The 26538-nt window shown below is 58.3% G+C and carries 22 protein-coding genes and 1 riboswitch; of the genes, 17 read left to right on the forward strand and 5 right to left on the reverse strand.

The features are described 5' to 3' along the window. The 5 genes from gatA to WG939_RS10655 all read left to right on the forward strand — a co-directional run bounded on the left by gatA (position 1) and on the right by WG939_RS10655 (position 5620). Positions 1–1491, forward strand: a complete 1491-nt coding sequence (gene gatA, locus WG939_RS10635) for an Asp-tRNA(Asn)/Glu-tRNA(Gln) amidotransferase subunit GatA (RefSeq protein ID WP_339985569.1) — start codon at positions 1–3, stop codon at positions 1489–1491. Positions 1492–1703: 212 nt separating this feature from the next. Beyond that, complete coding sequence (locus tag WG939_RS10640) at positions 1704–2744, forward strand: NAD(P)-dependent alcohol dehydrogenase (RefSeq protein WP_339985571.1); 1041 nt, start codon at positions 1704–1706, stop codon at positions 2742–2744. Positions 2745–2746: 2 nt separating this feature from the next. Next, positions 2747–2866, forward strand: a riboswitch (cobalamin riboswitch). A 42-nt stretch (positions 2867–2908) separates the two neighbouring features. Beyond that, the gene (locus WG939_RS10645; RefSeq protein WP_445227901.1) at positions 2909–3928 is read left to right on the forward strand and encodes a FecCD family ABC transporter permease; all 1020 of its coding nucleotides are present in this window, start codon (positions 2909–2911) and stop codon (positions 3926–3928) included. Further along, positions 3925–4662 (forward strand): ABC transporter ATP-binding protein, encoded by a 738-nt coding sequence (locus WG939_RS10650; protein WP_339985573.1) that lies wholly within the window; start codon positions 3925–3927, stop codon positions 4660–4662. Before WG939_RS10645 ends, WG939_RS10650 begins: the two co-directional genes overlap by 4 nt. A gap of 112 nt (positions 4663–4774) precedes the next feature. Continuing rightward, the gene (locus tag WG939_RS10655; protein ID WP_339985576.1) at positions 4775–5620 is read left to right on the forward strand and encodes an ABC transporter substrate-binding protein; all 846 of its coding nucleotides are present in this window, start codon (positions 4775–4777) and stop codon (positions 5618–5620) included. On the opposite strand, the gene WG939_RS10660 is transcribed toward WG939_RS10655, so the two are convergent. Then, complete coding sequence (locus tag WG939_RS10660; protein WP_339985578.1) at positions 5606–5932, reverse strand: hypothetical protein; 327 nt, start codon at positions 5930–5932, stop codon at positions 5606–5608. The two genes, WG939_RS10655 and WG939_RS10660, sit on opposite strands and share 15 nt — an antisense overlap. Before the next feature lie 29 nt (positions 5933–5961). Here WG939_RS10660 and WG939_RS10665 point away from each other — a divergent pair, with 29 nt between their 5' ends. The 5 genes from WG939_RS10665 (at position 5962) to WG939_RS10685 (ending at position 12823) form a co-directional block, all read left to right on the forward strand. Continuing rightward, positions 5962–7305 (forward strand): DHA2 family efflux MFS transporter permease subunit, encoded by a 1344-nt coding sequence (locus WG939_RS10665; protein ID WP_339985580.1) that lies wholly within the window; start codon positions 5962–5964, stop codon positions 7303–7305. Positions 7306–7353: 48 nt separating this feature from the next. Beyond that, on the forward strand, positions 7354–8385 hold the full coding sequence (locus WG939_RS10670) for a 6-phosphofructokinase (protein WP_339985582.1): 1032 nt from the start codon (positions 7354–7356) through the stop codon (positions 8383–8385). A gap of 711 nt (positions 8386–9096) precedes the next feature. Beyond that, a complete protein-coding gene (gatB, locus tag WG939_RS10675; protein ID WP_339985584.1) occupies positions 9097–10590 on the forward strand; it encodes an Asp-tRNA(Asn)/Glu-tRNA(Gln) amidotransferase subunit GatB in 1494 nt (497 codons plus the stop codon). Between the two features lie 76 nt (positions 10591–10666). After that, positions 10667–11632 (forward strand): hypothetical protein, encoded by a 966-nt coding sequence (locus WG939_RS10680; protein ID WP_339985586.1) that lies wholly within the window; start codon positions 10667–10669, stop codon positions 11630–11632. Between the two features lie 234 nt (positions 11633–11866). Further along, positions 11867–12823: an LPXTG cell wall anchor domain-containing protein gene (locus tag WG939_RS10685; RefSeq protein ID WP_339985588.1), complete on the forward strand. Its 957-nt coding sequence runs from the start codon at positions 11867–11869 to the stop codon at positions 12821–12823. 54 nt (positions 12824–12877) lie between these two features. Here WG939_RS10685 and WG939_RS10690 read toward each other — a convergent pair whose 3' ends face one another. Continuing rightward, positions 12878–13537: a LysE/ArgO family amino acid transporter gene (locus WG939_RS10690; protein WP_339985590.1), complete on the reverse strand. Its 660-nt coding sequence runs from the start codon at positions 13535–13537 to the stop codon at positions 12878–12880. A gap of 117 nt (positions 13538–13654) precedes the next feature. Between WG939_RS10690 and WG939_RS10695 the strand changes: the two genes are divergently transcribed. Together WG939_RS10695 and WG939_RS10700 are read left to right on the forward strand one after the other, a co-directional pair. Continuing rightward, on the forward strand, positions 13655–14524 hold the full coding sequence (locus WG939_RS10695) for a LysR family transcriptional regulator ArgP (RefSeq protein WP_339985592.1): 870 nt from the start codon (positions 13655–13657) through the stop codon (positions 14522–14524). A gap of 79 nt (positions 14525–14603) precedes the next feature. After that, positions 14604–15467 carry a DoxX family protein gene (locus WG939_RS10700; RefSeq protein WP_339985595.1) on the forward strand — a complete coding sequence of 288 codons (864 nt, stop codon included), beginning with the start codon at positions 14604–14606 and terminating at the stop codon, positions 15465–15467. Here WG939_RS10700 and WG939_RS10705 read toward each other — a convergent pair. The 3 genes from WG939_RS10705 to WG939_RS10715 are packed head-to-tail and all read right to left on the reverse strand — an operon-like array spanning position 15451 to position 19102. Further along, positions 15451–16701 (reverse strand): glycosyltransferase family 87 protein, encoded by a 1251-nt coding sequence (locus WG939_RS10705; RefSeq protein WP_339985597.1) that lies wholly within the window; start codon positions 16699–16701, stop codon positions 15451–15453. The genes WG939_RS10700 and WG939_RS10705 overlap by 17 nt on opposite strands. An 11-nt stretch (positions 16702–16712) precedes the next feature. Next, complete coding sequence (gene ilvD, locus WG939_RS10710; RefSeq protein ID WP_339985599.1) at positions 16713–18554, reverse strand: dihydroxy-acid dehydratase; 1842 nt, start codon at positions 18552–18554, stop codon at positions 16713–16715. Between the two features lie 53 nt (positions 18555–18607). Beyond that, a complete protein-coding gene (locus tag WG939_RS10715) occupies positions 18608–19102 on the reverse strand; it encodes a PH domain-containing protein (protein WP_339985601.1) in 495 nt (164 codons plus the stop codon). Positions 19103–19556: 454 nt separating this feature from the next. On the opposite strand from WG939_RS10715, the gene WG939_RS10720 reads away from it, so the two are divergent. The 5 genes from WG939_RS10720 to serA all read left to right on the forward strand — a co-directional run bounded on the left by WG939_RS10720 (position 19557) and on the right by serA (position 26422). Beyond that, a complete protein-coding gene (locus WG939_RS10720; RefSeq protein ID WP_339985603.1) occupies positions 19557–21413 on the forward strand; it encodes an acetolactate synthase large subunit in 1857 nt (618 codons plus the stop codon). Next, on the forward strand, positions 21413–21931 hold the full coding sequence (gene ilvN / locus WG939_RS10725; protein ID WP_339985605.1) for an acetolactate synthase small subunit: 519 nt from the start codon (positions 21413–21415) through the stop codon (positions 21929–21931). The genes WG939_RS10720 and ilvN overlap by 1 nt, the downstream gene beginning before the upstream one ends. 27 nt (positions 21932–21958) lie before the next feature. Continuing rightward, a complete protein-coding gene (gene ilvC / locus WG939_RS10730; protein ID WP_339985607.1) occupies positions 21959–22963 on the forward strand; it encodes a ketol-acid reductoisomerase in 1005 nt (334 codons plus the stop codon). A 141-nt stretch (positions 22964–23104) separates the two neighbouring features. Then, a complete protein-coding gene (locus WG939_RS10735) occupies positions 23105–24652 on the forward strand; it encodes an MBL fold metallo-hydrolase (RefSeq protein ID WP_445227907.1) in 1548 nt (515 codons plus the stop codon). Positions 24653–24829: 177 nt separating this feature from the next. Further along, the gene (gene serA, locus WG939_RS10740) at positions 24830–26422 is read left to right on the forward strand and encodes a phosphoglycerate dehydrogenase (RefSeq protein ID WP_339985610.1); all 1593 of its coding nucleotides are present in this window, start codon (positions 24830–24832) and stop codon (positions 26420–26422) included. Positions 26423–26538: the final 116 nt, after the last annotated feature.

The following is a 26538-nucleotide window of genomic DNA, read 5'->3' on the forward strand; positions in this document are numbered from 1 at the left end:
ATGAACAAGTACCTAGTCGGAGCAGAAGGCGCGAGCGAACTGACTTCCAAGTCGGCAGCGGAACTCGCAGAACTCATCCACACTAAGCAGGTCTCCTCGGTAGAGGTCACCCAGGCTCACCTGGACCGCATCAACGACATCGATGGCGAACTGCATGCCTTCCTCCACGTCGGCGCAGAGGCCGCTCTGAAGGCTGCCGAGGACGTCGATAAGCGCGTTGCAGAAGGCGACGTCCCATCCGCACTCGCCGGTGTTCCGCTCGCACTCAAGGACGTGCTGACCACCACCGACGCGCCAACCACCGCAGCGTCCAAGATCCTCGAGGGCTACATGAGCCCTTACGACGCCACCGTCACCCGCAAGATCCGCGAGGCCGGCATCCCAATCCTGGGCAAGACCAACATGGACGAATTTGCCATGGGCTCGTCCACTGAAAACTCCGCTTTCGGCCCGACCAAGAATCCTTGGGACCTTGAGCGCACCCCAGGTGGCTCCGGTGGCGGTACCTCTGCGGCCATCGCATCCGGTGAGGCCCCACTCGGCATCGGCACCGACACCGGCGGATCCATCCGCCAGCCGGCAGCGCTGACCAACACTGTTGGCGTAAAGCCGACCTACGGCACAGTTTCTCGTTACGGCCTCATCGCTTGCGCATCCTCCCTCGACCAGGCTGGCCCGACCGCGCGCACCGTCCTGGACACCGCGCTGCTGCACGAGGTCATCGCAGGTCACGACAAGTTTGACGCTACCTCCGTGGACCGTCCGGTTGCACCAGTCGTAGCCGCAGCTCGCGAGGGCGCACAGGGTGATCTGAAGGGCGTCAAGGTTGGCGTAGTCAAGCAGTTCGACCGCGAAGGCTGGCAGCCAGGCGTGCTCGAAGCATTCCACGCCTCCGTCAAGCAGCTGCAGGAGCAGGGCGCCGAGGTAGTCGAGGTTGACTGCCCGCACTTCGACGACGCCCTCGCCGCCTACTACCTGATCCTCCCATGTGAGGTGTCCTCCAACCTCGCGCGTTTCGACGGCATGCGTTACGGCCTGCGCGTCGGCGACGACGGCACCCGCTCCGCCGACGAAGTCATGGCACTGTCCCGCGCCGAAGGCTTCGGCCCAGAGGTCAAGCGCCGCATCATCCTCGGCACCTACGCCCTGTCCGTCGGCTACTACGACGCCTACTACCTGCAGGCACAGCGCGTCCGTACCCTCATCGCACAGGACTTTGCCGCCGCTTACGAAAAGTGCGACGTCCTCGTGGCTCCAACCACGCCAACCACCGCCTTCAAGCTGGGCGAAAAGGTCTCCGACCCAATGGCGATGTACAACTTCGACCTGTGCACCCTGCCGCTGAACCTCGCCGGCCTGTGCGGCATGTCGGTTCCGGCCGGCCTTGCTTCCGACACTTCATTGCCGGTCGGATTGCAGATCATGGCGCCTGCCTTCGCCGATGATCGCCTGTACCGCGTAGGTGCAGCCTTCGAAGCGGGTAGGAAGTAACGGCTTCTAGAGATTGCCCCCGCCACTTATGTGGTGGGGGCCTTTTCGTGCTCGTTGCCGGAAATGTCGTGAAGGATTGGTCGTAAAACCCCCGTTTTTGGCCGCATGTCTGGGTGTAAAGCGGGGTTTTACGACCAACCCATTACGACAATCGATTATTGAAAAAGTCTGCAAATATGCAGGTTGGGGGCATGATCCCTACACTGGCTGCCATGAGTATCCCAACCAAGGCCCTGCAAAAGACCGGTCCAGAAGAACCGTTCCGCGTTGTCACCATCGAGCGCCGAGACCCGCGCGAAGACGACGTCGTCATTGACATCAAGGCCGCAGGTATCTGCCACTCCGACATTCACACCATCCGCAATGAATGGGGTGAGGCGCACTTCCCGCTCACGGTTGGTCATGAGATCGCGGGAGTCGTCGAAGCTGTGGGCTCCAAAGTGACAAAGTGGAAAGTCGGCGATCGCGTCGGCGTCGGCTGCCTGGTGAACTCCTGCCAAGAATGTGATGAATGCAAGGCGGGCTTTGAAAACAACTGCTCCCATTCTGTAGGTACGTACAACTCCACAGACGTGGACGGCACGATTACCCAAGGTGGTTACGCGCAAAAGATCGTGGTGAACGAAAACTTCGTCTGCCGCATCCCAGACGAGCTCGACTTCGATGTCGCAGCGCCCCTACTGTGCGCGGGCATCACCACCTACTCGCCATTGGCTACTTGGAAGGTTGAGGCAGGGCAGAAGGTTGCAGTTCTCGGCTTGGGCGGTTTGGGCCACATGGGTGTCCAGATTGCCGTTGCTAAGGGAGCGGACGTCACCGTCCTGTCCCGCAGCCTGAAGAAGGCGGAAGTTGCGAAGGAACTCGGAGCATCCCGCACCCTGGCTACAACGGAAGAGAACTTCTTCACCGATCACCGAGCCGAATTCGACTTCATCCTCAACACGATCAGTGCTGACATTGAATTGAACAAGTACCTAGGGCTGCTGAAGCCACGTGGTGTCATGGCAGTAGTTGGCCTGCCACCAACTGCGCAGTCGCTGAAATTTGGTGCGCTCATCGGCGGACGCAAGGTGCTCACCGGCTCCAATATCGGTGGCATCGCCGAGACGCAGGAGATGCTGGACTTCTGCGCCAAGCACGGCTTCGGTGCGCGCATCGAAAAGATTAGTGTGGAGGACGTGGATGCCGCCTACGATCGTGTGGTCGCCGGCGATGTCCAGTTCCGTTTCGTGATCGATACCGAGACCTTCTAGGAGATCTGTTAAGCTCTTTTGGGTTATCGCTACTTGTTTTCATTAATAAGGGAATCTGGTGAAATTCCAGAGCTGGCGCGCAACGGTCACAGCCCGATACCTTCCAAGTAGCCCGTATTGTTTCCCCTCGCGACCAGGGTGAAACCGTATCAGCTTGGAGAATAGTGCCACCCAAAGTGCTGTTTGGATGCCTCACCTTGTGTGGGGCATTGAGTTTTGTCTATTCCCTCAAACTTGGGGCCGTGCCCTACTCTTGGCACGACGTTAGCGCCGTAGTGGCATCGCATCTCTTTGGTAAACCTGCCTCTGGCAGCCCAGTTGACGCCGTAGTGTGGCAACTGCGTGTGCCGAGGGGCTTACTCGCCATGCTCGTTGGTGCCGGCCTTGCGCTCGCCGGAATCGTCATGCAAACACTGGTCCGCAATCCATTGGCTGACCCGTACCTACTCGGTGTGTCGAGTGGCGCCAGCGTCGGGGCAACCGCAGTCATTACCTTCGGCGTCATCGGTGGCATGTATGCCTTGTCTTTGGGAGCATTGCTGGGAGCGCTAGCTGCCACGTTGTGCGTATTTTTGGTTGCTCGGTGGCAAGGAGGGCTGACTCCGCTGCGGCTGATTTTGTCTGGCGTTGTGTTGTCCTCGGCGTTTTCAGCGGTGGCAAGTTTTCTGATCTTCCGTTCGAGCGACGGACGTGCTGCGCAATCGGTGATGTTTTGGATGCTGGGATCAGTCTCGGGAGCAACCTGGGCGAAACTGTTGATTCCTGCGGTTGTGCTCGTAGTTTCAGTGGCACTGGTACTGCTCATTTCCCGTCACCTGGACGCACTCGCCGTTGGTGCTGACACCGCGGCTGCCCTGGGGGTTGATGTGAAGAATCTGCGACGTATCCTGTTCTTCGGCCACGCAGTGTTAGTTGGAGTGTTGGTCGCTGTAGCTGGCGGTATCGGTTTTGTTGGCCTCATCATCCCTCATTTGGCTCGAATGCTCGTTGGCAGCACACATCGGGCGATGGTGCCAATCTCGATGGCACTGGGCGCGGTGTTTCTGCTGTGGGTGGATATGATCTCTCGCGTTGCGGCTCCGCCACAAGAAATCCCATTAGGCGTGGTCACCGGCATAATTGGTGCGCCTCTGTTCCTCTTCATCATGGGGCGTCGTAGTTACCGCTTCGGAGGTAACTTGTGATTTCTCTCCGACATGTTGACTGTGCAATTTCGGGTCGCACCATCGTCCGCGACGTGACCTTTGAAATGGAATCCTCCTGCGCCATCGTTGGGGTGAACGGAGTGGGAAAGACGACGCTCCTGCGCACTATGGCGGGCTTGTCGACGCCGTCGGCAGGCACGATCCTGCTGGACGAGAGGGATATTCACCTTATGAAGCCCAAGGATCGGGCCAAGCTCATGTCCTTCGTCGGGCAGGAGGAATCGCTTGATTCGGACTTCACGGTTGAGGACGCAGTGAGTCTGGGCCGCCTGCCATATATCAAGCCCTGGCAGAACAGCGTCGACGTGACTGATGCGCTGGAACAGGTAGGAATCGCTGAACTCAAACACCGGAAGTGCGCAGAACTCTCTGGTGGTCAGCGCAGGCTAGTGCATCTTGCGCGGGTGATTGCGCAAGATACGCCTGTTGTGCTGCTGGATGAGCCAACGAACCACCTCGACGTGCGCCACCAATTGGACGTACTGGCTATCTTGCAACGGATGAATCGCCAGGTCATTGCGACAGTTCACGATCTCGACCTAGCGCTGTCGCATTTTGAAACCACTGTGCTGCTCCATGAAGGAAGAGTGCTGGCAGCGGGGAAGTCTGAAGAGGTACTCACCCCGGAGAACATCGCGTTGGCCTTTGGTGTCACTGCGATCGTCGTCAAGCCTGCTGGGGCGCGCACTGCTCACTTAGTTTTTGAAAGTTAGGGAAGACATGAAGAAAACCATTATTCCAGCTGTGGTAGCGAGTCTGGTTCTGGCTGGATGCTCCGCCCCTCAAGCGGCTGATGGAGACGTTGAAATCACAAATTGTGGAGAAGTGAAGCAGTTCAAGAAGCCGGAAAAGTTGTGGGTCAACGATGGTTCGCTCATCGCCACGGCTATTGCTGCCGGCGCCGGGGACAAGATCACCACAGTGAGCAGCCTTTCGCGAGACAAGAAAGTCCTCGAAGAAAAATACGGCGACCGAGTCAGCAAACTCCATGAAGCGAACCAACAATACCCTTCGCTCGAGGAGATCATTGCGGGGCAGCCGGATCTGTATTTTGCGGGCTGGGGCTACGGTCTATCCGAATCCAAAAACGTACTCCCGGAAAGCCTGGAGAGCCATGGGATTGAGACCTACGTACTTTCAGAATCCTGCCGAAACGCCGGTGGCTCCCGCGGGACCATGGACCCGTGGCAGGCGGTAAACGAGGACCTGCGTAATATTGCCAAGCTGGCCGGAGACCCCGAGGAAGCCGAGCACGTGATCTCCGACATCGAGGCTCGCAAAGCTGAATTGGCGAAATCCGCAACAGGGAAGAAAGTGTTTGTCTTCGATTCCGGGACCGACACGATCTTCACATCAGGCAAGCTTGGCGGGCCACAAGCCATTATCGACGCTGCCGGTGGCGTCAATGCCACAGCCGATATCGATGACACCTGGACCACCGTCAGCTGGGACAAGATCATCGCTGAGGATCCAGATGTCATCGCTTTTGTCGATTACCCCGGCCAGGAATACGCCGACAAAGTAGAGGTGCTGAAGAGTCACCCTGCGGCTAAGAACCTCCGCGCAGTGAAAGAAGAGAACTTCATCAACTTGCCCTACGCGCTGTGGACATCTGGCCCGCTCAACATTGATGCAGCTGAGCAGCTGCACGCCAAACTAGCGGATATCTGACAACACGCACGCTGCGCCCGAAGCCACAGTCGTCACTGCGATGACTGATGGCCAGGCACCAATCTTCTTTGCCAGTGGGTGGGATGCGCCGAAGGCTCCGAGGTACGTGGCGGTGAGCGCAGCCGTCGTCAAGGCGCCGCGCTTGGCGTACCACGAGCGGGCTGCCCACACACCAGCGGCCGCGAGAACGACGCCACCAAGCGGGCGGATACCCGTTTCGCGGGCGGTGAGCCAGCCGCCGATCAAACCGACACCGATGATCGATGCAGTATTTACTTCTGTTGCCTTCTTGATATCAATTGCGTTACCCATGCTTTGGAGCATACGTGTAAATTGAGCCGGTGACTCAAACCAATCCATGGAAGGCGCTCACGGCGCTGTGCACCGGCTTTTTCATGATCCTGCTCGATCAGACGATCGTCGCTGTCGCCACCCCGGCGCTGCAGGCCGAGTTGGGCGCCGATCTAGGCGCTGCGGTGTGGGTGACGTCGATTTACCTGCTTGCCTACGCTGTTCCGCTGCTGGTCACCGGTCGATTAGGGGACAGGTTCGGGCAGCGCAACATGTATATCGCCGGCATGGTGGTCTTTACGCTGAGCTCGCTGGCTTGCGGTTTAGCCCCGAGCGTCGTGTGGTTGATCATTGCGAGACTGTGCCAGGGAATTGGCGCGTCGATGCTCACCCCACAGTCGATGAGCGTGATCAACCGCGTGTTTCCGCGCGACAAGCGTGGCGCAGCGATGGGAGTGTGGGGCGCAGTCGCAGGCCTGGCTACGTTGGTCGGTCCGGTGCTCGGTGGCTTATTGGTCGGAACGGTTGGCTGGCAGTGGATCTTCTTCATCAATGTTCCAGTCGGCATCGTGTGCATCGCGATGGTCATCGCGTGGGTGCCCGATCTCGGCGCCACTGCTACGCGTATCGACGCCGCTAGTGTCATCACCATCATCCCTGCGATGTTCCTGGTAATTTTCGCTCTTCAAGAGGGGCCAAACTTCTCCTGGGCGTGGTGGCTCGTCGCGGGACTGCTATGCGGAATGCTGCTGGTGGGAGTCTTTCTATGGCAACAAACCAAGGCTCAACATCCGTTGTTGCCCCTCGATGTCTTTCACGATCGCAACTTCTTCCACGGCACCTTCTCCATCTTCACCATGGGTTTCGCTGTGGCCGGCACCATGCTGCCCATCATGATGTTCTTGCAGCAAGGCAAGGGCCTCAGCGCCGAAGCTGCCGGCATGATGCTGGTTCCAATGGCGGTGCTCTCCGGAGTGTTGGCCCCCTTCGTAGGTCGGCTTGCTGACAGGACCCACCCCCGCGTGCTGTCCATGTGGGGTTTTGGATTCATGGCAGTGGCGATGCTCGTCCATGTGGTGATCATGCGTGAGTCCGTTCCGGTGGCGTGGATGCTGTTTGGGTCAGCATTATTGGGTGTCGGTAATGCGCTCGTGTGGTCTCCGAATGCGACGACCACGATGCGAGACTTGGACGTCGACAAGCTTGGGGCTGCGTCGGGGGTGTACAACACGTCTCGGCAGGTCGGTGCTGTGGTGGGGTCGGCGGCAATCGGCGCAGCAATGCAGGTATTTGTGCACCACACAAGCCTCGCCAACGCAATGGGGTTGTCGATGATTGTGCCCGCGCTCGTGCTGTGTTGCGGACTGGTTAGTGTGTCCAGGTTCCGGGCCTAACGGGCTCTCGTCCGGACAGCTTTCGTGGACCTGACTACTATGAGATACATGCGTATTGCGACTCTTACTTCCGGTGGCGACTGCCCAGGCCTGAATGCTGTTATTCGCGGTATTGTCCGCACTTCTTCGTCCGAGTTCGGCTCCAACGTGATTGGTTACGAAGACGGCTGGGTCGGCCTGATGGAAGATCGTCGCGTACAGCTTTACGACGACGCTGACATCGACAAGATCCTGCTGAAGGGTGGCACGATCCTTGGTACCGGTCGTCTGCACCCAGACAAGTTCAAGTCTGGCCTCGATACCATCAAGGCAAACCTGGAGGATGCAGGTGTCGACGCCCTCATCGCTATCGGCGGCGAAGGCACCCTGAAAGGCGCCAAGTGGCTCTCCGATAACGGCATCCCAGTGATCGGCGTGCCAAAGACCATTGACAATGACGTTAACGGCACCGACTACACCTTCGGCTTCGATACTGCCGTTGCAGTGGCCACCGACGCTATCGACCGCCTGCACACCACGGCTGAGTCCCACAACCGCGTGATGATCGTGGAGGTCATGGGCCGCCACGTTGGTTGGATCGCGCTGCACGCTGGCATGGCCGGCGGTGCGCACCACATCGTGATTCCTGAGGTCCCGTTCAACATCGAGGCGATCGCAAAGCAGATGGAGCGCCGCTTCCAGATGGGCGAGAAATACGGCATTATCGTCGTCGCCGAAGGCGCACTGCCACAGGAAGGCACCCTGGAATTCGATCTTGGCAGCGAGGACGAGTTCGGACACAAGACCTTCAACGGCATCGGCCAGGTCATCGCTGACGAGATCCACAAGCGACTCGGCCACGACGTTCGAACCACGGTGCTCGGCCACATCCAGCGTGGTGGCACCCCAACTGCCTTCGACCGTGTGCTGGCTACCCGTTACGGTGTGCAGGCAGCACGTGCGGTCCACCGCGGTGAGCGCGGCAAGTGCGTGGCACTCCACGGCGAGCACATCGAGCTGATCGATCTTGAAGAAGCAGTCGGAACCCTCAAGCAGGTGCCACTGAAGCGCTACGAAACTGCCCGCGCGCTGTTCGGCTAACCCCTTAAGCATCTAACCCCCTGAGGGAAGTAGTTCCTTAGGGGGTTTAGTTGTGCCTATTCGGTTTTGACGAAGTTGTTTTGACGAGGATTCGAGGTGGGCGGTAGGGCCTAAGTCGGTGGTCCTGGGATTCTCGTCCAAACGTCTTCGTCAAACTGGGAGAGGCGGCCCTTGCTTAGTGTTTGGATTTGCTTTGACTCGCGTTTATATGCCGATTTTGGTTTTGACGAAGTTGTTTTGACGAGGATTCGAGGTGGGCGGTAGGGCCTAAGTCGGTGGTCCTGGGATTCTCGTCCAAACGCCTTCGTCAAACAGGGAGAGACGGCCCTTGCTTAGTGTTTGGATTTGCTTTGACTCGCGTATATATGCCGATTTTGGTTTTGACGAAGTTGTTTTGACGAGGATTCGAGGTGGGCGGTAGGGCCTAAATCGGTGGTCCTGGGATTCTCGTCCAAACGCCTTCGTCAAACAGGGAGAGACGGCCCTTGCTTAGTGTTTGGATTTGCTTTGACTCGCGTTTATACGCCGATTTTGGTTTTGACGAAGTTGTTTTGACGAGGATTCGAGGTAGGAGATGAGGCCTCATTTGATAGTCCTGGGATTCTCGTCCAAACATTTTCGTCAAACAGGGGAGGCTGACACCAACTCCGCATTCGGAATGCTCAGCCCAACTGCACCCAAGCGAGACGGAACTTAGTACACTAGATAACCATGACTGACCTCATGGATTTCGACGAAGTACTGACCAAGTATGACCCGGTAATGGGCATGGAAGTTCACGTTGAGTTGGCTACGGAAACCAAGATGTTCTCCGCCAGCTCCGCGCACTTTGGCGCTGACCCAAATACCAATGTCGATCCAGTGAGTCTCGGTCTTCCGGGCGCACTGCCCGTAGTTAACAAGAAGGGCGTGGAGTGGGCCATCAAGATTGGCCTCGCACTGAACTGCTCGATCGCCGAGTCTTCTCGCTTCGCCCGCAAGAATTACTTCTACCCAGATCAGCCGAAGAACTACCAGATCTCTCAGTACGATGAGCCAATCGCGTACGACGGCTACCTGGACGTTGTCCTCGACGATGGCGAGACCTGGCGCGTCGAGATCGAGCGCGCGCACATGGAGGAAGACACCGCGAAGCTGACCCACCTGGGCGGTTCCGAAGGTCGTATCCACGGCGCAACCTCCTCTCTGGTGGATGTCAACCGCGCTGGCGTCCCACTCATCGAGATCGTGACCAAGCCAATCGAGGGTGCCGGCGAGCGCGCCCCTGAGGTCGCCCGCGCATATGTCTCCGCACTGCGCGACTTGGTCAAGGCACTGGGCGTTTCCGACGCCCGCATGGACCAGGGCTCGATGCGCGTGGACTCCAACCTTTCCTTGCGCCCAGTGGGAACCACCGAGTACGGCACCCGTACCGAAACGAAGAACATCAACTCGCTCAAGTCCGTGGAGCAGGCTGTCCGTTACGAGATGATGCGTCAAGCCGCCGTCCTTGAAGACGGTGGCGAAATCGTACAGGAGACCCGCCACTACCAGGAGTCCGACGGTTCTACCTCAAAGGGACGTCCAAAGGAGACCGCTGAGGACTACCGTTACTTCAACGATCCAGACCTTCCTCCAGTTATCGCGCCACGCGAGTGGGTTGAGGAGATCCGCGCAACCCTGCCTGAGTTGCCATGGGTACGCAAGGCCCGCATCCAGGAAGAGTGGCAGCTTTCCGACGCCGAGATGCGCGACCTAGTGAACGCCGGCGCCCTGGAATTGATCATCCAGACCGTCGAAGAAGGCACCACCCCTGACGAGGCACGTTCTTGGTGGGTTTCCTACCTTGCGCAGAAGGCAAAGGAAGCCGATGTTGAGCTGGAGCAGCTCGCCATCACCCCGGCTCATGTTGCTCGCGTTGTTGCCTTGATCAAGGAAGGCAAGCTCACCAACAAGCTTGGACGCCAGGCCGTCGACGGTGTGCTTGCGGGTGAAGGCGACGTGGATGAGGTCGTGAAAAAGCGTGGCCTGGAGGTCATGCAGGATGACGGTGCAGTCGAAAAGGCTGTTGACGAGGCTCTTGCTGCCAACCCAGATGTCGTCGAAAAGATCAAGGGTGGCAACATGAAGGCAGCCGGCGCGATTGTTGGTGCTGTCATGAAGGCGACGCGTGGCAAGGCTGATCCTGCCACCGTCAACAAGCTGATTGCACAGAAGTGTAAGTAACGCGCACCGTGTGGGGTCGCCGATGACGTCGATAAGCCTTGCTACTATTTCCGACAAACGGAAAGGGCGGGACGCGATGAATCGGAAAACTGTTGCAGCGCTGTGCACAGTGGCGCTGCTGGCGTCCGGTTGCTCTAAGGACGTGGAGATCCCACAAGAGGTCACGTCCGGGCAGGTGCAAACCACCGACATTCCGATGATCAATCCGAGTGCAGCCCTCGAGATTGTCATCCCCGAGGTGAACATCCGTGCCTCATTCGATGAGGAGCCCTGCCGGGTAAAGAAGGGCGCCATCGACCCGAAAACGATGAATAACGCCTGCGTTTACACGGATCCGGAGCGTCCATACACGCTTCCGGGCACGAATTCGCCGGATCTTGTCGTGGTCGCCGGACACACGGGTGCCGGCGTCCCTGCCGTTTTCAACAACCTTTACGACGGTAAGAACGACCAACACACAATCCGCGAAGGCGCGAAACTCTACATCCGCACCGCCGCCTCTGAAGGCCGTTGGTTGGTTTACCGTGCCACTGATTTCCACTCGCCACAGAAGGAAACCCTCGTCGACGACACCTCAATCTGGGGCACGGAAGCGATGCCAGGGCGACTACTCACCATCAGCTGCATCCAGCCAGCAAACCCGCTCGCAGATTCGATCCGTAACGCCGTCGTCGGCTGGCAATTCGAGGGAGTCGCTGGGGGAGAAGAGGCCCCGGGCTTGTCGACGACCTCCGGCGCCAACACCGAATCTCTGACGCCTTCCGCAACCCCGCGTCCTACGACATCGACTCCGTCGCCTACGCCCACGCCAACGACTACAAAACCGTCTACCTCGGCTCCTCGAGCGCCACTGCCTGCTTCACAACCCCCAGCAGCGCCCGCACCGGCTCCCGCACCGGCTCCCGCACCGGCGCCGGCGCCTGCTCCGGCACCAGTTGAACCGCCACCGCCGGCACTGCCACCGTTGCCACCTCTTCCGCCATTACCACCACCGCCTCCACCACCGGTTTTGCCTCCGCTGCCGCCACTGGTCATTCCTTAAAACCCAGCACCTGCCCCTATTTGGGGGTGGGTGTTTTTAGTCATTTACAGCCGACTACCTGCAGTTTGTGGATAGTGTGACAAAAGTGAACAAAGTGACTGAAGTGATTAAAGTTTCCAAAGTGGTGTGATTGGTAGATGATGTCAATGTGTGAGCCTTGGTTCGCAGTGTGGCTGAGCTGTGACAGCGCGCCAGAATTCAACTCCAAATTTGAAGACTTTTAAAGGAAAAGCTATGAAGCGTATTGCTACTTCCGTTACTGCCCTGGCAGTTGCTGGCGCGATGACTCTCGCTGTACTCCCAGCTGCCCAGGCTGAATCCACCACGAACGGTTCTTCTTTCTCTTACTCTATCGAAGGCATTGCTGGCTCCCTGCAGCAGTTCTCCAAGCTTTCCCCAGAACTGCAGGCCGAAATCCGCGCAGCCATTGAAGCTCAGGATCTGCTGAAGCTGGTCCAGCTCAAGGTTCGTGTTGACGCTGAACTTGCAAAGATTGAAGCTGCTGAGCAGGGCACCAATGCGGCTGACGCAAAGGCTACCTCCGGCTCCTCGGCTCTGTCGTCTGTGCTCGCTGATGGCATCTCTGTCAAGGAGACCACCTCTGCTACCGCGACCACCGCGGCTACCACCGTCTCTTCGGCTCCAACTAGCACGTCTGCATCCGCATCTGCGACTGCTGAAGCAGGCTCTTCCGCCAACAAGATCGTGGAAAACCTGACCGCAGGTTCTTCCTCCAAGGCCGATTCCACCGCTGTTACTCCAACTGCTGAGCCGGCTTCTTCCTCTGACGAGATCACCGCAGGTTCATCTGCCATCTCCAAGGCCGACATCAACTGGGAAGCCGCTCTTGGCTTCGGTGGCCTTGCACTGGCAGCACTGTCCTTCGGTAGCATGCTCTCCTCTGACGGCCAGGGTTCCTCCAATGGTTCCTCCGCTGGTTCTTCTGAAAAGAAGGAGACCAAGAAGGAAGAAGTGAAGAAGGAACACAAGGCTGAGGGCAAGGGTGGCCTTGAAGGCGAGGTTGCTGCCAAGGGTAAGGATGCCAAGCACGGTGACGTTGCTGGCGCTGGCAAGCGTGGCGTTCTCGCTGCAACCGGTGACAACACCGCAGCCCGCGCTATCGCTGGCATCCTGCTCGCTCTGATCGCTGTGGCTGGCTTTGTTGCTCGCCGCAAGTTCGTAACCAAGTAAGCGCTCTGAGAAAGAAAGTCCGGCTCTTGTTTAAAGAGCCGGACTTTTGCGTTCCTAGTGCATGAGAATGCGGATTGTCATGTAAACCATCACGCAGCCAATCGTGAAATTCACGCCACGCCAAACATTGGGGCGCTGCAGAACAGCCGCGCCCTTAACGGAAAGAAAACCGATGGTGGGGAACCAAATGGTGCTGGCAAGAAGGGCACCAGCTGCAAAATGCCAACGCAAAACTTCACCATGCTGATTGGCAATTCCGCCAAGCATGATGAGCGCATCGATATAAGCCGAAGGATTAAGCCACGTAAAGGCTAGAGCGGTGAGAACTGGCTTGTACCAGGCTGTTTTGGTGCGTGCAGGTGCCGTTACGACCATGGTGGTGCCGCTTGTCGACGCCACAGGCTCCAGATCCTCCACGATCGCCGGCTCTTCCGGCGCCTTAGCTGCATCCTTGAAGCAGGTGTAGGCAAAGTAGGCAAGATAAGCTGCGCCACACCATTTCAGGGCAGTGAGGAATAGGGGAGCCCGCTCGATGAGGACGCCGACGCCGAGTGTGCCGCCGAGAATGAGGAGCACGTCGGAAAGCAGGCAAACGACCAAAATGGGAATGACGTGTTCTCGTTTCATGCCTTGTCGGATGATCAAGGCATTTTGCGGGCCGATTGCCACGATGAGGGACAATCCGATGAGGAGACCACTGAAAACAACGCTCATGGTTTCTATTGTGACCAACTTTCCCTATTAAGCAAAATTAAGCTCGCTTTGTTTGGCTAATATTCACTTAAACGGGGTAGTGTCTAGTGTTCACTAAAGGTGGGTTAGAATTACTTCATGAACCAAAATCATCTCACCACGCTGCTTGCTGTGCTTGATGAAGGCAGTTTTGAAGGCGCAGCCGACGCATTGCGCATTACTCCAAGTGCAGTCAGCCAACGCATTAAGGCGCTGGAATCTGATGTCGGCCGAGTCCTCATTCGCCGCACGAGCCCCGTCGCTGCAACAGATGCAGGTGAGATCCTCGCCCAGGCTGCCAGAAGAATGGCGCTGCTGCAAGCCGAGACTGACGTAGCGCTCGAGCGCAGCATCTCGCGCGTGCCACTCTCGGTAGCGATCAACGCAGACTCCCTCGCCACCTGGTTCACTTCAGTATTCGCCGATGTTGCCCAGTGGAAGCACGCAACGCTGCAGCTGCGCATTGAGGATGAAGCGCACTCTCTTACCCTGCTGCGTCGCGGAGACTGCCTCGGCGCCGTGACCACTGAAGCTAACCCAGTGTCCGGCTGTGAGGTGCGTGAACTAGGAATCATGCGTTACCGTCCGGTCGCATCCCCACAGCTCAAGGCTGCCTACACAACCGACGAGGGTATCAACTGGGCTGACATGCCGGTTCTCCGATATGGGCCTAACGATGCTCTACAAGAATCGGACTGGCGGGGTCGCCTGCCGGAGCGGCCACGCGAACGTCGTGTCAGCCAGATCCCTTCCTCCGAGGCATTCTTGGAAGCCGTACGGTGTGGACTCGGTTGGGCATACCTGGCTGACCTGCAAAGCAAGCCTTTCCTCGAGTCAGGTGAACTGGTCCCACTCGATGAAACCTACGTGGACGTTCCACTGTATTGGCAGCACTGGCGACTGCAATCGTCCATGCTCGAAGGGCTCACCGCCTCTGTGGTGGAAGCGGCGCGTAAGCACCTCGGGTAAAGACACTGTTATCGAATCGTCGTGACATCTTGCCGTGTTTGTCGATGGGATAGCGGTAGTGCTGGCCTAGTCTTGTGGCATGACCAACAATTCCAACCCCGACCGCTTGCAACCAGCTGATCTCGACGACCTCGATAACGTGCCAACCTATGATTCCAAGGGCTTAGGTAAGTTTTACGAACGTTATGGCAGGTCAGCTCCCCAAAGTATCGACCCAACGCCGGAGGAAGCCATGAGTCAGCCAGAGCCAACCCAAAACCTGTACAAAGTCAGTGCTGATCCGGAGCCAACCGCATCCTTTGACGCTCCGAAGGACTACCAGGCCACCGCGCCAACCGCTTATGAAGCCCCAGCACCAGTGGCTTATGAAGAACCAGTGGTTGCAGCGGCAGCCGTCGATAAGCCCGAGGTCCAGTCATTTGCTGATGCCCGCCGTGGCACCATTGACTTCGGTTTGATGATCATCCGACTTGTGGTCGGTGGGTTGCTCACCTTCCAGGCCGCACAGACCTTCTTCGAGCTTGGTGGCGCGCCAGGAATCGACGGTTTGCGCGAACAGTTCAGCAATTACGCCATGGGCGATATCCTGGCAATTGCGATTCCGACGATGCAGCTGCTCGCGGGCGTATTCCTGGTATTCGGTCTGCTTACCCCCGTTGCGGCGTCCATCGCGACCGCAGTCACCGGCTTCGGCGCAGTTAACGCAATCGCGCAGGCTGATGGCCTCAACGCGATGAACCCTGGAGATTCGGTTATCCTGCCGATTCTCTTGGCTGTCCTTGCGCTGGGCCTGCAGTTTACGGGTCCTGGCAAGATCTCCTTCGACGTTGCCCGCAGCTGGGCCCAGCGCCCGCTCGCATCCTCGTGGATTTGGGCCATCATCGGCATTGCGGGCGCAGTGGCCATGTGGTGGTTCCTGGCCGGTGTTAATCCGCTGGGCTAGTTTTCGTCTGGCGTAGCACGATAAACAGGCTGATGACGATGAACACCATCAGCCACAAATAACCGGAAAGTACAAACTTTTCCACAACGCTGAGGTGATACATTTCAGCGTTGAGATCCCCGAAAATCCAGTGCGGTTTGATCTGCAAGCAAAATAGCCACGTGGCTCCAGCGCAGATTCCAAGCAGCACTGGATTTTTTGGTGTTGTGAACCAGCGATAGATGAGCACCATGGCGAATAGTGGCATCCAGACCCAGTGGTGAGACCAAGAAATAGGGGAGATGATCAGCATCAAGCCGGCGTTGGCTAGGGCGGCGTCGACAAGCATGTTGCGTTTGATCATGACCACCATGAGCCAGGAGATCGCCACTACGGCGATGATCACGAACACCAGCCACAGCCCGTCGATTATTGCTTGATGCGCCTGCGCTGACTGCTCAGAAGGTGCCCAGCGGGAGAGCATGCCCTTGATGGACTGGTTGGTCAGGTAGGCAGTATTTACGCCGGCTTCGTTGGTCGAATTCATCTTGAACACAGTGTCGGTGAAGAACTCTTTCGTGGCTGTCCAGCGGAAACATGCGGTGATTGCGGTGACCACAGCGCCAGAAAGCGCCGCCCAGCCGATCGCCTTGAAGTCTCGCTTGAGCAGGAAAAACAAGCACAGCGCGACCGGAGTGAGCTTGATGGCGGCGGCCAGACCAATCAAGGTGCCTTGTGGCAACCAGCGTTTACGCGGAACCACGTCGAACACGCACAGCGCCATCACCAGCACATTGATCTGGCCGAAGCTGGCGTTCATGGTGTGCGGCTCGGATAGCAAGGCGAGAGGCCACATCACGCAAGCAAAAACGAAGGCGTGAAACCGATCAGTGATAAGTGCGCGCGCTATCACCCACAAACACAGGAATGTCAGGAGCGCGGACATCCCGAGGACCGCAAGGGCAGCCGTTTGGCTATCCACCATCGCAAAGGGTGCGAGCGTTGCTGCGCCAAACGGTGGGTAGATGAAGGGGAGCACGACGCCCTTGACATCAAAGGAATGCTCGTAGAGAGGCGCATTGTCCAGAAACGCTCGCGCTCCGGCCCGGTAGACCTCCATGTCCAACAAGAAATCCCACTTGCCAAAGGACTGGTAAACCTGCCAGAAACCAGAGGCGAGTGCGGTGAGGCAGATGGTCCATAGGACCTTTGGGCTTAAGGATACAGTGATTGATTCGTTGTGGGTCAACGTCATGCTGACCCACTTTAGTCCACCTTGCGCACCGCGCCCTTGTCGGCGGAAGTTGCCAACCTTGCATACGCCCGCAGCGCCTTGCTCACCAAGCGCTCGCGACCTCGTGGTTGCCATGGTGCGTCGCTGGCTTCCATCGCTTCGCGACGGCGCTGCAGTTCGTCCGCGTTCACCTTGACTTCCAACAGGCGTTCATGCACGTCAATGGTGATGATGTCGCCATCCTCGATCAGGCCGATGATGCCGCCGTGAGCAGCCTCTGGGGAGATGTGGCCGACGGAAAGCCCCGAGGACCCTCCAGAGAAGCGTCCATCCGTAATGAGAGCGCACTTTTTACCCAGGCCTGCGCCCTTGAGGAAGGCAGTTGGGTGCAGCATCTCTTGCATGCCTGGTCCACCGGAAGGACCTTCGTAGCGAACCACGAGGACCTCGCCCGGCTGGATCGTCTTGTTCAAGATGACCGAGACAGCTTCTTCTTGGGACTCCACTACGCGGGCAGGACCTTCGAAATGCCACAATTCCTCATCGATGCCCGCAGCCTTGATGATGGCTCCGTCCGGGGCGATGTTGCCTCGCAGAACAGCCAACCCGCCGTCCTTGGTGTAGGCATGTTCAACGTCGCGGATGCAACCATTGGCGGCGTCGGTGTCAAGGGTGTCCCATTGATTATTGGTGGAAAACGGCTCGGTGGTGCGCACGCCACCAGGTGCGGCGTGGAAGAGCGCGACTGCCTTCTCGCTAGGGTTCTCGGAGCGGATGTCCCATTCTTCCAGCCACTGCTTGAGTGACGTCGAGTGGACTGAGTGGACGTCTTCATTGAGCAGGCCACCACGGTAGAGCTCGCCCAAGATTGCTGGGATTCCGCCGGCGCGGTGTACATCTTCCATGTGGTAGTCCGAGTTCGGCGAAACCTTGGATAGACAGCCCACCTTGCGGGAAAGTGCATCGATGTCAGCCAGGTCAAAGTCGACCTCACCTTCCTGGGCTGCTGCCAGGATGTGGAGCACCGTGTTGGTCGAACCACCCATGGCCATGTCCAAAGCCATGGCGTTTTCGAAGGCAGCCTTCGTAGCAATGTTGCGTGGTAGGACGCTTTCGTTGCCGTCGCCGTAGTAACGCTTAGCGAGCTCAACGATCGTGGTGCCAGCTTGCTCGAAAAGTGCGCGCCGCGCCTCGTGGGTAGCCAGGGTTGAACCGTTGCCTGGCAAGGACAAGCCGAGCGCTTCCGTCAGGCAATTCATGGAGTTAGCGGTGAACATGCCGGAGCAGGAGCCGCAGGTTGGGCAGGCGGATCGCTCGACCTCGGTAAGGCCACTTTCATCAACGGCATCGTTGGCGGAAGCGGAAATAGCAGTGATGAGGTCAGTCGGTGCATGCGCGACACCATCAACAACCACGGCTTTACCGGCCTCCATTGGGCCGCCGGAGACGAAGACGACTGGAATGTTGAGTCGCAGCGCAGCGTTGAGCATGCCGGGCGTGATCTTGTCGCAGTTGGAAATACAGACCAGCGCATCTGCGGTATGGGCGTTGACCATGTATTCGACTGAGTCTGCGATGATTTCGCGGGATGGGAGTGAATACAGCATGCCGCCGTGTCCCATGGCGATGCCGTCGTCAACGGCGATCGTGTGAAACTCGCGGGGTACGCCACCGGCTTGTTTAATGGCTTCGGCAACGATGTCGCCCACGTTCTTGAGGTGGACGTGGCCGGGGACGAACTGGGTGTAGGAGTTGGCAATCGCGATAATTGGCTTGCCAAAGTCACTATCACCCATGCCGGTGGCACGCCAAAGCGCGCGGGCACCAGCAGCATTACGGCCAACAGTGGTTACTTTGGAACGAAGTGGGATCATGGCCTGTTGCTCATTTCACTAGGTGTTTTTGTCCCGCGGCAGGTGAATTCCTTTTAGAGTTCGTCCTTGTGTTTGAGGACCTGTCGGCCGTCCTTGTGGAAAACGACGACCTTGTCATCAGCGGCCTCGCGACCTGCGGTCAGGGCATCGACGATGCGCCCCTGGGATGCTGCGCTCAGCTTGGGCAAGGAGTTGAAGGAAACGCCGGGGAGTGAAAACTCTTCATTGCTGGAGCTCCGAGCGAAAGTTTTGCTGCCACCGAAACGGATGCCAGCAAAGTTGTCCCAGTCCACGCTCTTTGGTCCGGAAAAACCGTAGTGTGCGGTGATTCCATTCTCGTCAACGACCGTCTTAGATTTGATCACCCAGTATGCAAACAGGGCAGGGATGAACAAGATCCAAAACAGGTACAGAGGCTTGGCTCCGATGGCGAGCAAGGAGATGAGGGCCATGACTACGGCGCCGATGAGGTGGGTGCGATCAGCGTTGAACGTGGTTGCCTGAGTCGCTTGTGGCGAGGAAGGCGTGGCGACATTCTCAGAACTCATGGGCTCATTCTATGCACGGGGGAGCAAATTGTTGGAAGGCGGGGTTACGATCTCAAGAATTTTGCCAGGTAAAAGGTGGTGGTTTCTCAATACGGGGGCAAAAATGGGACAAATATTTCAATATATGGGACACTTTTGGGGGTGGAGATGGAACGAATTTCTCAAAAATCCTTTTCGTCCCCAAACCACTGTGTATTATCGAGGCATGCACATTATTCGACTTGTAGTACTCGTACAGCGACGGCGCTTGCCGTAGCGACGCTTCTACAAGTCGTTCCCAAGTCAAGCGCCCTCGACAACACCCACCACAGTGTTGGCCGAGGGTTTTGACATTTTAGCCCCGTTATTGTTTGTCGTTTCTCGAATTGCCAGCCCGCCACCCCAGGGATGGGTAGTCCAAGAAACAGTGGCAGCTAACGACCTGTGATCCTCTCGCTACCCAAAGGAGCAACAAGTGACAGAGCCAGGGAAAACCGGTTCGGCCCCCTCGCCAGCAATGCTGGCGCAGCGGGCGAAGTCCCAAGCGCCGGAACGAATGACCGGTGCGCAAGCAATCGTCCGTTCCCTCGAGGAGCTCGGAACTGAAGTCGTGTTCGGAATTCCGGGAGGAGCGGTGCTGCCACTGTATGACCCGCTCCATTCATCCACTAAGGTGCGCCACGTGCTTGCGCGCCACGAACAAGGCGCGGGCCATGCAGCTACCGGTTACGCCCAGGCATCCGGAAAAGTTGGTGTTTGCATCGCCACGTCCGGGCCGGGAGCGACAAACCTGGTCACCCCGATCGCAGACGCGATGCTCGATTCCGTTCCTTTGGTTGCGATCACCGGTCAGGTGGGCACAAGTCTGCTGGGCACCGATGCATTCCAGGAAGCGGATATCCGTGGCATCACCATCCCGATCACCAAGCACAACTTCATCGTCACCAATGCATCCGAGGTGCCGGCAGCGATCGCGGAGGCGTTCCATTTGGCGTCGACAGGCCGCCCCGGTCCTGTCCTGGTGGACGTTCCGAAGGACGTGCAGGAATCCATGATGGAATTCTCCTGGCCACCTGAGATGAACTTGCCGGGCTATCGTCCGGTAACCACTCCGCACGGCCGTCAGATCGATGAAGCCGTCCGGATGATCTCCGAAGCTGAGCGCCCGGTGCTCTACATCGGTGGTGGCGTTATCAAAGCCAACGCCTCCGCACAGCTGCGAGCTTTTGCTGAATTCACCGGTATCCCAGTGGTCACCACCCTCATGGCCTTGGGTTCCTTCCCAGAATCTCATCCGCAGCACATGGGAATGCCTGGAATGCATGGCAGCGTACCCGCGGTGGGCGCGATGCAGGGCTCGGACCTGCTGATCGCCATCGGCGCGCGTTTCGACGACCGCGTCACGGGTCGCCTGGACAGCTTCGCACCTGGGGCGAAAGTCATTCATGCCGACATTGATCCAGCGGAAATCGGCAAGGTGCGCGCCGTGGACGTACCGATCGTTGGCGACGCAGCTGAGGTGCTGGAGGCACTGCTGGAGACCTACCAGAAGCTGAACTTGCCGGTGCCTTCGATGGATCAGTGGTGGTCATACCTCAATAACTTGGTTGAACGCTTCCCACGCGGATATGAAGAGCAAGGCGAAGATATCGTCGAGCCGCAATTGGTGATCAGCACGTTGTCTAAGGAAGTTGGTCCGGAGGCCATCTACTGCGCCGGAGTCGGTCAGCACCAAATGTGGTCGGCGCAGTTCTTAGACTTCGAGCATCCGCGCACCTGGCTGAACTCAGGTGGCCTCGGAACCATGGGTTACTCCATTCCAGCGGCGATGGGGGCCAAAGCTGCGTGCCCTGACAAGGAAGTGTGGGCCATCGACGGTGACGGTTGCTTCCAGATGACGAACCAGGAGCTGGTGACCTGTGCGGTCGAGGGTTTCCCGATCAAGATTGCGCTCATCAACAACGGCAACCTCGGCATGGTACGCCAGTGGCAGACGCTGTTTTATGACGGCCGTCATTCCAACTCGAATCTCGGCGATCGGGAAAACTACCTGCCGGATTTTGTGGGCCTGGCAGAAGCCATGGGTTGTGCAGCGTTCCGCGTCACCCGTGACGAAGATGTGCTCCCGACTATCCAAAAAGCGCGCGAAATCAACGATCGACCGGTCGTTATTGACTTCATCGTCGGTGAGGATGCCCAAGTGTGGCCGATGGTTGCTGCTGGACACTCTAACTCGGATATCCAGTACGCAAAGGGGCTGCAGCCCCTGTTTGAAGAGGACTCCGCCGACGGGCCGAGTGACGTTGCCGACGTAATCGAAAGGGAACAGTAATGATTGCTCCAACCGGAACACGACACGTCCTGAGCGTCCTGGTCCAGGATCAGGACGCGATCATCGCACGCATCTCGGGCATGTTCGCCCGCCGCGGTTTCAGTATGTATTCGATGTCCTCGGCGCGCACTGAAAACGAGGGGATTAACCGCATCACCATAGTTTTCTGCGGGGATGATGTAGCTGTCGAGCAGATCACCAAGCAGCTCAACAAGCTGATCCCGGTGTTGAAAGTGGTACGGCTCGACGAGGAAAACACCGTCGCCCGCGCACTGATGCTGGTGAAGGTCAGCGCCGACACCAGCACACGCCCGCACGTCGTCGACGCGGCAAACATCTTCCGCGCCCGCGTTGTCGACGTCTCGCCAGAATCGGTGGTCATTGAAGCAACGGGAACTCCCGGTAAACTCGGCGCGCTTCTCGACGTGCTGGAGCCCTTCGGCATTCGAGAACTACTACATTCGGGTGAAATTGCGATGAATCGCGGTCCGAAGACGATGGCACCCAATAAGCTCTAATTCACATTCAAAGAAAGGTTTCTACCCATGGCAATCGAAATGATCTACGACGACAACTGCGACCTCTCCCTGATCCAGGGACGCAAGGTAGCCATCATCGGCTACGGCTCCCAGGGCCACGCTCACGCTCAGAATCTGCGTGACTCCGGCGTTGAAGTTGTTATCGGACTGCGCAATGGCTCCAACTCGGCTGACAAGGCACGCGAAGCCGGCTTTGAGGTTAAGAACAACGCAGATGCTGCTGCATGGGCTGACGTCATTATGCTGCTGGCTCCGGACACCTCCCAGGCTGCAATCTTCAAGCAGGACATCGAGCCAAACCTGAAGGATGGCGACGCGCTGCTGTTCGGCCACGGCCTGAACATCCACTTCGATCTGATCACCCCACCAGCTAATGTCACCATCGGCATGGTTGCGCCTAAGGGCCCAGGTCACCTGGTTCGACGCCAGTTCGAGGACGGCAAGGGCGTTCCTTGCCTCATCGCCGTTGACCAGGATCCAAAGGGCGAGGGCAAGGAGCTGTGCCTGTCCTACGCTTCCGCCATTGGTGGTGGACGTGCCGGCATCATCGAGACCACCTTCAAGGACGAGACCGAAACTGACCTCTTCGGCGAGCAGGCAGTCCTGTGTGGTGGTGCAGAAGAATTGATCAAGGCTGGCTTCGACACCCTCGTTGAGGCGGGCTACGAACCAGAGATGGCGTACTTCGAGTGCATGCACGAGATGAAGCTGATCGTCGACCTCATGTTTGAGGGCGGTCTCACCGCGATGAATTACTCCATCTCCGACACCGCTGAGTTCGGTGGCTACCTGTCCGGCCCACGCGTGATCGGTGAGGAGTCCAAGGCAGCCATGCGCGCGATCTTGAAGGACATTCAGGATGGCACCTTCACCAAGCGCTTGGTCGCAAACGTCGAAGGTGGCAACAAGGAGCTCGAAGCACTGCGTGCCGAAACTGCTAACCACCCAATCGAGGCAACCGGCGCTAACCTGCGCAAGCTCATGAGCTGGGTCAAGGAACCACTGGTCTAACCTGGCACACCAGCCTGCTTCTTTGTAGTGTCGATAGGAGGACACCGAAAGGAGCAGGCTATCTTATTGCCAAAAGCTGCTGTACCTCTGTTCATTTCCGCGACCCTTCTCGCAGGTTGCTCGGCCACAACAGAGCAGGCGATGAGCCCTGCCGAGCTGAAAAACAAGAACGAAAGTCTGCAGATTCTGCCCCGATTCGGATCGGAGCCCCAAGTTCTTTCCGACCCGGATGGTTCCGGGGCGTTGGCTGCGCAGAAGATCTTTGAGAAGTCTGACACCGCGATCATCGCGGGCCCTGAGATGGCTGCGCAGGCACGCGCGGCGTCGATAAGCGTTGCCACCCACTCGCCGATGATGACGTCGACGCCAGAGACCGTCGATGACGTCGTGGCTGCCTTGGGCGCGCTTAATGTCACCCACGTGCTGATGGTGGGTGAGGCTACGCCACTGGAGCAGCAGGGACTCACCGTGGTGACTGACCCAGGAACACCGGAGGGGCTGGGCGAGCTCACCTCGCTGAAGTTTGAGCGGGTGCCGACGAATGATCTGGTGGCGGATATCGCGAAGGTGGATCCGGTCAAGCGCATCGAGTACACCGTGCCGGGCAATGTGCTGGCCCAGCGTAAGACCGTTACCGAGCACTTTCCGGTGCAAGGAAAACAGGACGGTGGCGCTGCGCCACCGATCATCGCCACGCGCACGTCCAGCGTTGCATCCGTCGCCACTGCTAGGGCGTTCGGTGCCAACGTCACGGTCCTCGAGCATGCTGACCCGCGCTACAGCGACGCGACCGTCAAGGCAACAGCCGGACTTGAAGGGCAACCGATTTTGGCCCTTGGCGACGACTTTGGCACAAGCGAAGAGTTGACTCGTCGCATCCGCTCGGCCCAGACTGCGCCACAACAAATTGGCGGTGGCGGACTCGTATTCCCAGGCCGACGCATGGTAGCGCTCTACGGGCATCCGAGCGGGCCAGCGCTGGGCGTGATGGGGGAGATGCCTCCGAAGGAAGCTGCTGCCGAGGCGAAGAAACGGGCGGCCGAATATCAGCCGTATAGCCCCGAGCCTGTGATTCCTGCGTTTGAAATCATCGCCACAGTGGCGGCCTCACAGCCAGGAGGCGACGGCGACTATTCCAACGAGTCGACTGTCGAGGAACTGACGCCTTACGTCGACGCCATGACGGAAGCGGGTGGCTACGTATTCCTGGATTTGCAGCCCGGCCGAGCCAGTCTGCTGGAGCAAGCAAAGCGATACGAAGAGCTGCTGAAGCGCCCAAATGTGGGGCTGGCACTGGATCCGGAGTGGAAGCTTGGTCCGGAAGGCAAGCCGTTGCAGGACGTAGGTCATGTCGATGCGGCCGAGGTAAACGAGGTGTCGAATTGGCTGGCCACCGTGACCAAGGAGAACAACCTGCCGCAAAAGCCACTCATCGTGCACCAGTTCCAAGAACAAATGATCCGGAATCGGGATCAGCTGGCTTATCACGATGAACTCGCCATGGTTATTCACGTGGATGGTCATGGCACTGAGGCTGAGAAGATGCAGACCTGGGACATGGTTCGCGCAGGACTCGACCCACGAATATTCCTGGCCTGGAAGAATTTCCACGACGAGGACAAACCGATGTTCAGCCCAGAGCAGACCATGGAAACTGACCCGAAGCCGTGGCTGGTAACTTTCCAGTAAATATGCGGATGATTGTATAAAAACCACCCCTATATGCGTGGGGAGGGGCTCACTCTCGTGGATGTAGAAGTTACACTACGGTCAGTTGTCGTCACGTGTGCCGGCGACAACCTACCTCTCGCCGACGCGGTCGTGCCTGCGTGAGGTGGTCAATACCATCATCAGGAGATGTTTCTCGTGGCTCTCAATGACCGTCCTGTAGTTCTTATCGCTGACAAGCTTGCGCAGTCCACTGTTGATGCGCTGGGTGATTCCGTTGAAGTTCGTTGGGTAGACGGTCCAAACCGAGTTGAACTGCTCGCTGCCGTCCCTGAAGCTGACGCCCTGCTCGTGCGTTCCGCAACCACCGTTGACAAGGAAGTTTTGGCTGCAGCGCCGAAACTGAAGATCGTTGGTCGCGCTGGCGTGGGTCTGGACAATGTGGACATCGACGCCGCTACTGAGCGTGGCGTCATGGTCTGCAACGCCCCAACCTCTAACATTCACTCCGCATGTGAACACGCAATTTCCTTGTTGCTGTCCACCGCCCGCCAGATTCCACTCGCCGACGCCTCTCTCCGCGAGGGCCAGTGGAAGCGATCCTCCTTCAAGGGCGTGGAAATTTTTGGCAAGACGATCGGCATTGTCGGTTTCGGTCACATCGGTCAGCTGTTTGCACAGCGCCTGGCAGCTTTCGAGACCACCATCATCGCCTACGATCCATACGCGAACCCAGCCCGCGCTGCCCAGCTCGGTGTTGAGCTCGTCGAATTGGACGACCTGATGGCTCGCGCGGACTTCGTCACGATCCACCTGCCAAAGACCAAGGAAACCGCCGGCATGTTCAACGCCGAGCTGCTTGCCAAGGCAAAGCCAGGCCAGATCATCATCAACGCTGCGCGTGGCGGGCTCGTCGACGAGCAAGCGCTTGCCGACGCCATCGACGCCGGCCGTATCCGCGGTGCAGGCTTCGACGTGTTCGCCACCGAACCATGCACTGACTCTCCACTGTTTGGGCGTCCTGAAGTTGTGGTTACTCCGCACCTTGGCGCTTCCACTGTGGAAGCTCAGGACCGCGCTGGTACCGACGTTGCAGCATCCGTGCTCAAGGCGCTGGCTGGCGAATTCGTCGCGGACGCCGTCAACGTATCCGGCGGTCGCGTTGGCGAAGAGGTTGCCCTGTGGCTCGAACTCGCCCGCAAGCTGGGCCTCGTCGCAGGTCACCTTCTCGACGGTGTTCCAGTTTCCATCGAGGTTGTTGCTTGTGGCGAACTGTCCACCGAGACTCCAGACGTCCTTGGCCTCGCAGCCCTGCGCGGACTCTTCTCTGGCCAGACCGACCAGCCAGTGACCTTCGTGAACGCGCCACAGATCGCTGAAACCCGAGGCGTGGAGCTGAAGGTTTCCACCTCCACCGAGTCGCTGTCGCAGCGTTCTTCCCTGATCGTTCGCGCCTTCGCCGCCGACGGCACCAAAGCATCCGTGGTCGGCGCACTCACCGGTCTTGAGTTCCAGGAAAAGATCGTGCGCATCAACCGCCGTGGCATCGACATGCGCGCCACCGGTCACAACCTGTTCCTGTTCTACCCAGACGCCCCAGGCGCACTGGGCAAGGTGGGCACCCTGCTCGGTGCCGAGAACATCAACATCGAAGCCGCAGCAATGTCCCTGGACAAGGAAAACAACGGCGCCATCCTCGTGCTGCGAGTAGACCAGGAAGTTCCTGCGGAACTCTTCGACCGCGTTGGCGAGTCCCTCGGGGCACGCAAGTTCCAGCTTGAACTGGACTAAGAGTTCCTGATTAATGAAAGACCCGAGCCTTGTTGGCTCGGGCCTTTTGTGTTGAGCGGTTGAATCTGCACCCTGGTAATGCGGTTTTCGTGCTGTGTGGGTGCTTTGGAGGGTGC

Origin of the sequence: Corynebacterium sp. H130, from assembly GCF_037572395.1 — a bacterium.
Taxonomy (GTDB): domain Bacteria; phylum Actinomycetota; class Actinomycetes; order Mycobacteriales; family Mycobacteriaceae; genus Corynebacterium.

Bases quoted from the DNA above. Each gene is read 5' to 3' on its own strand.
- gatA (WP_339985569.1), top strand. From the start codon at position 1: ATGAACAAGTACCTAGTCGGAGCAGAAGGCGCGAGCGAACTGACTTCC.
- WG939_RS10640 (WP_339985571.1), top strand. From the start codon at position 1,704: ATGAGTATCCCAACCAAGGCCCTGCAAAAGACCGGTCCAGAAGAACCG.
- WG939_RS10660 (WP_339985578.1), bottom strand. From the start codon at position 5,932: ATGGGTAACGCAATTGATATCAAGAAGGCAACAGAAGTAAATACTGCA.
- WG939_RS10670 (WP_339985582.1), top strand. From the start codon at position 7,354: ATGCGTATTGCGACTCTTACTTCCGGTGGCGACTGCCCAGGCCTGAAT.
- gatB (WP_339985584.1), top strand. From the start codon at position 9,097: ATGACTGACCTCATGGATTTCGACGAAGTACTGACCAAGTATGACCCG.
- WG939_RS10680 (WP_339985586.1), top strand. From the start codon at position 10,667: ATGAATCGGAAAACTGTTGCAGCGCTGTGCACAGTGGCGCTGCTGGCG.
- WG939_RS10685 (WP_339985588.1), top strand. From the start codon at position 11,867: ATGAAGCGTATTGCTACTTCCGTTACTGCCCTGGCAGTTGCTGGCGCG.
- WG939_RS10690 (WP_339985590.1), bottom strand. From the start codon at position 13,537: ATGAGCGTTGTTTTCAGTGGTCTCCTCATCGGATTGTCCCTCATCGTG.
- WG939_RS10695 (WP_339985592.1), top strand. From the start codon at position 13,655: ATGAACCAAAATCATCTCACCACGCTGCTTGCTGTGCTTGATGAAGGC.
- WG939_RS10700 (WP_339985595.1), top strand. From the start codon at position 14,604: ATGACCAACAATTCCAACCCCGACCGCTTGCAACCAGCTGATCTCGAC.
- WG939_RS10705 (WP_339985597.1), bottom strand. From the start codon at position 16,701: ATGACGTTGACCCACAACGAATCAATCACTGTATCCTTAAGCCCAAAG.
- ilvD (WP_339985599.1), bottom strand. From the start codon at position 18,554: ATGATCCCACTTCGTTCCAAAGTAACCACTGTTGGCCGTAATGCTGCT.
- WG939_RS10715 (WP_339985601.1), bottom strand. From the start codon at position 19,102: ATGAGTTCTGAGAATGTCGCCACGCCTTCCTCGCCACAAGCGACTCAG.
- ilvN (WP_339985605.1), top strand. From the start codon at position 21,413: ATGATTGCTCCAACCGGAACACGACACGTCCTGAGCGTCCTGGTCCAG.
- ilvC (WP_339985607.1), top strand. From the start codon at position 21,959: ATGGCAATCGAAATGATCTACGACGACAACTGCGACCTCTCCCTGATC.
- WG939_RS10735 (WP_445227907.1), top strand. From the start codon at position 23,105: ATGAGCCCTGCCGAGCTGAAAAACAAGAACGAAAGTCTGCAGATTCTG.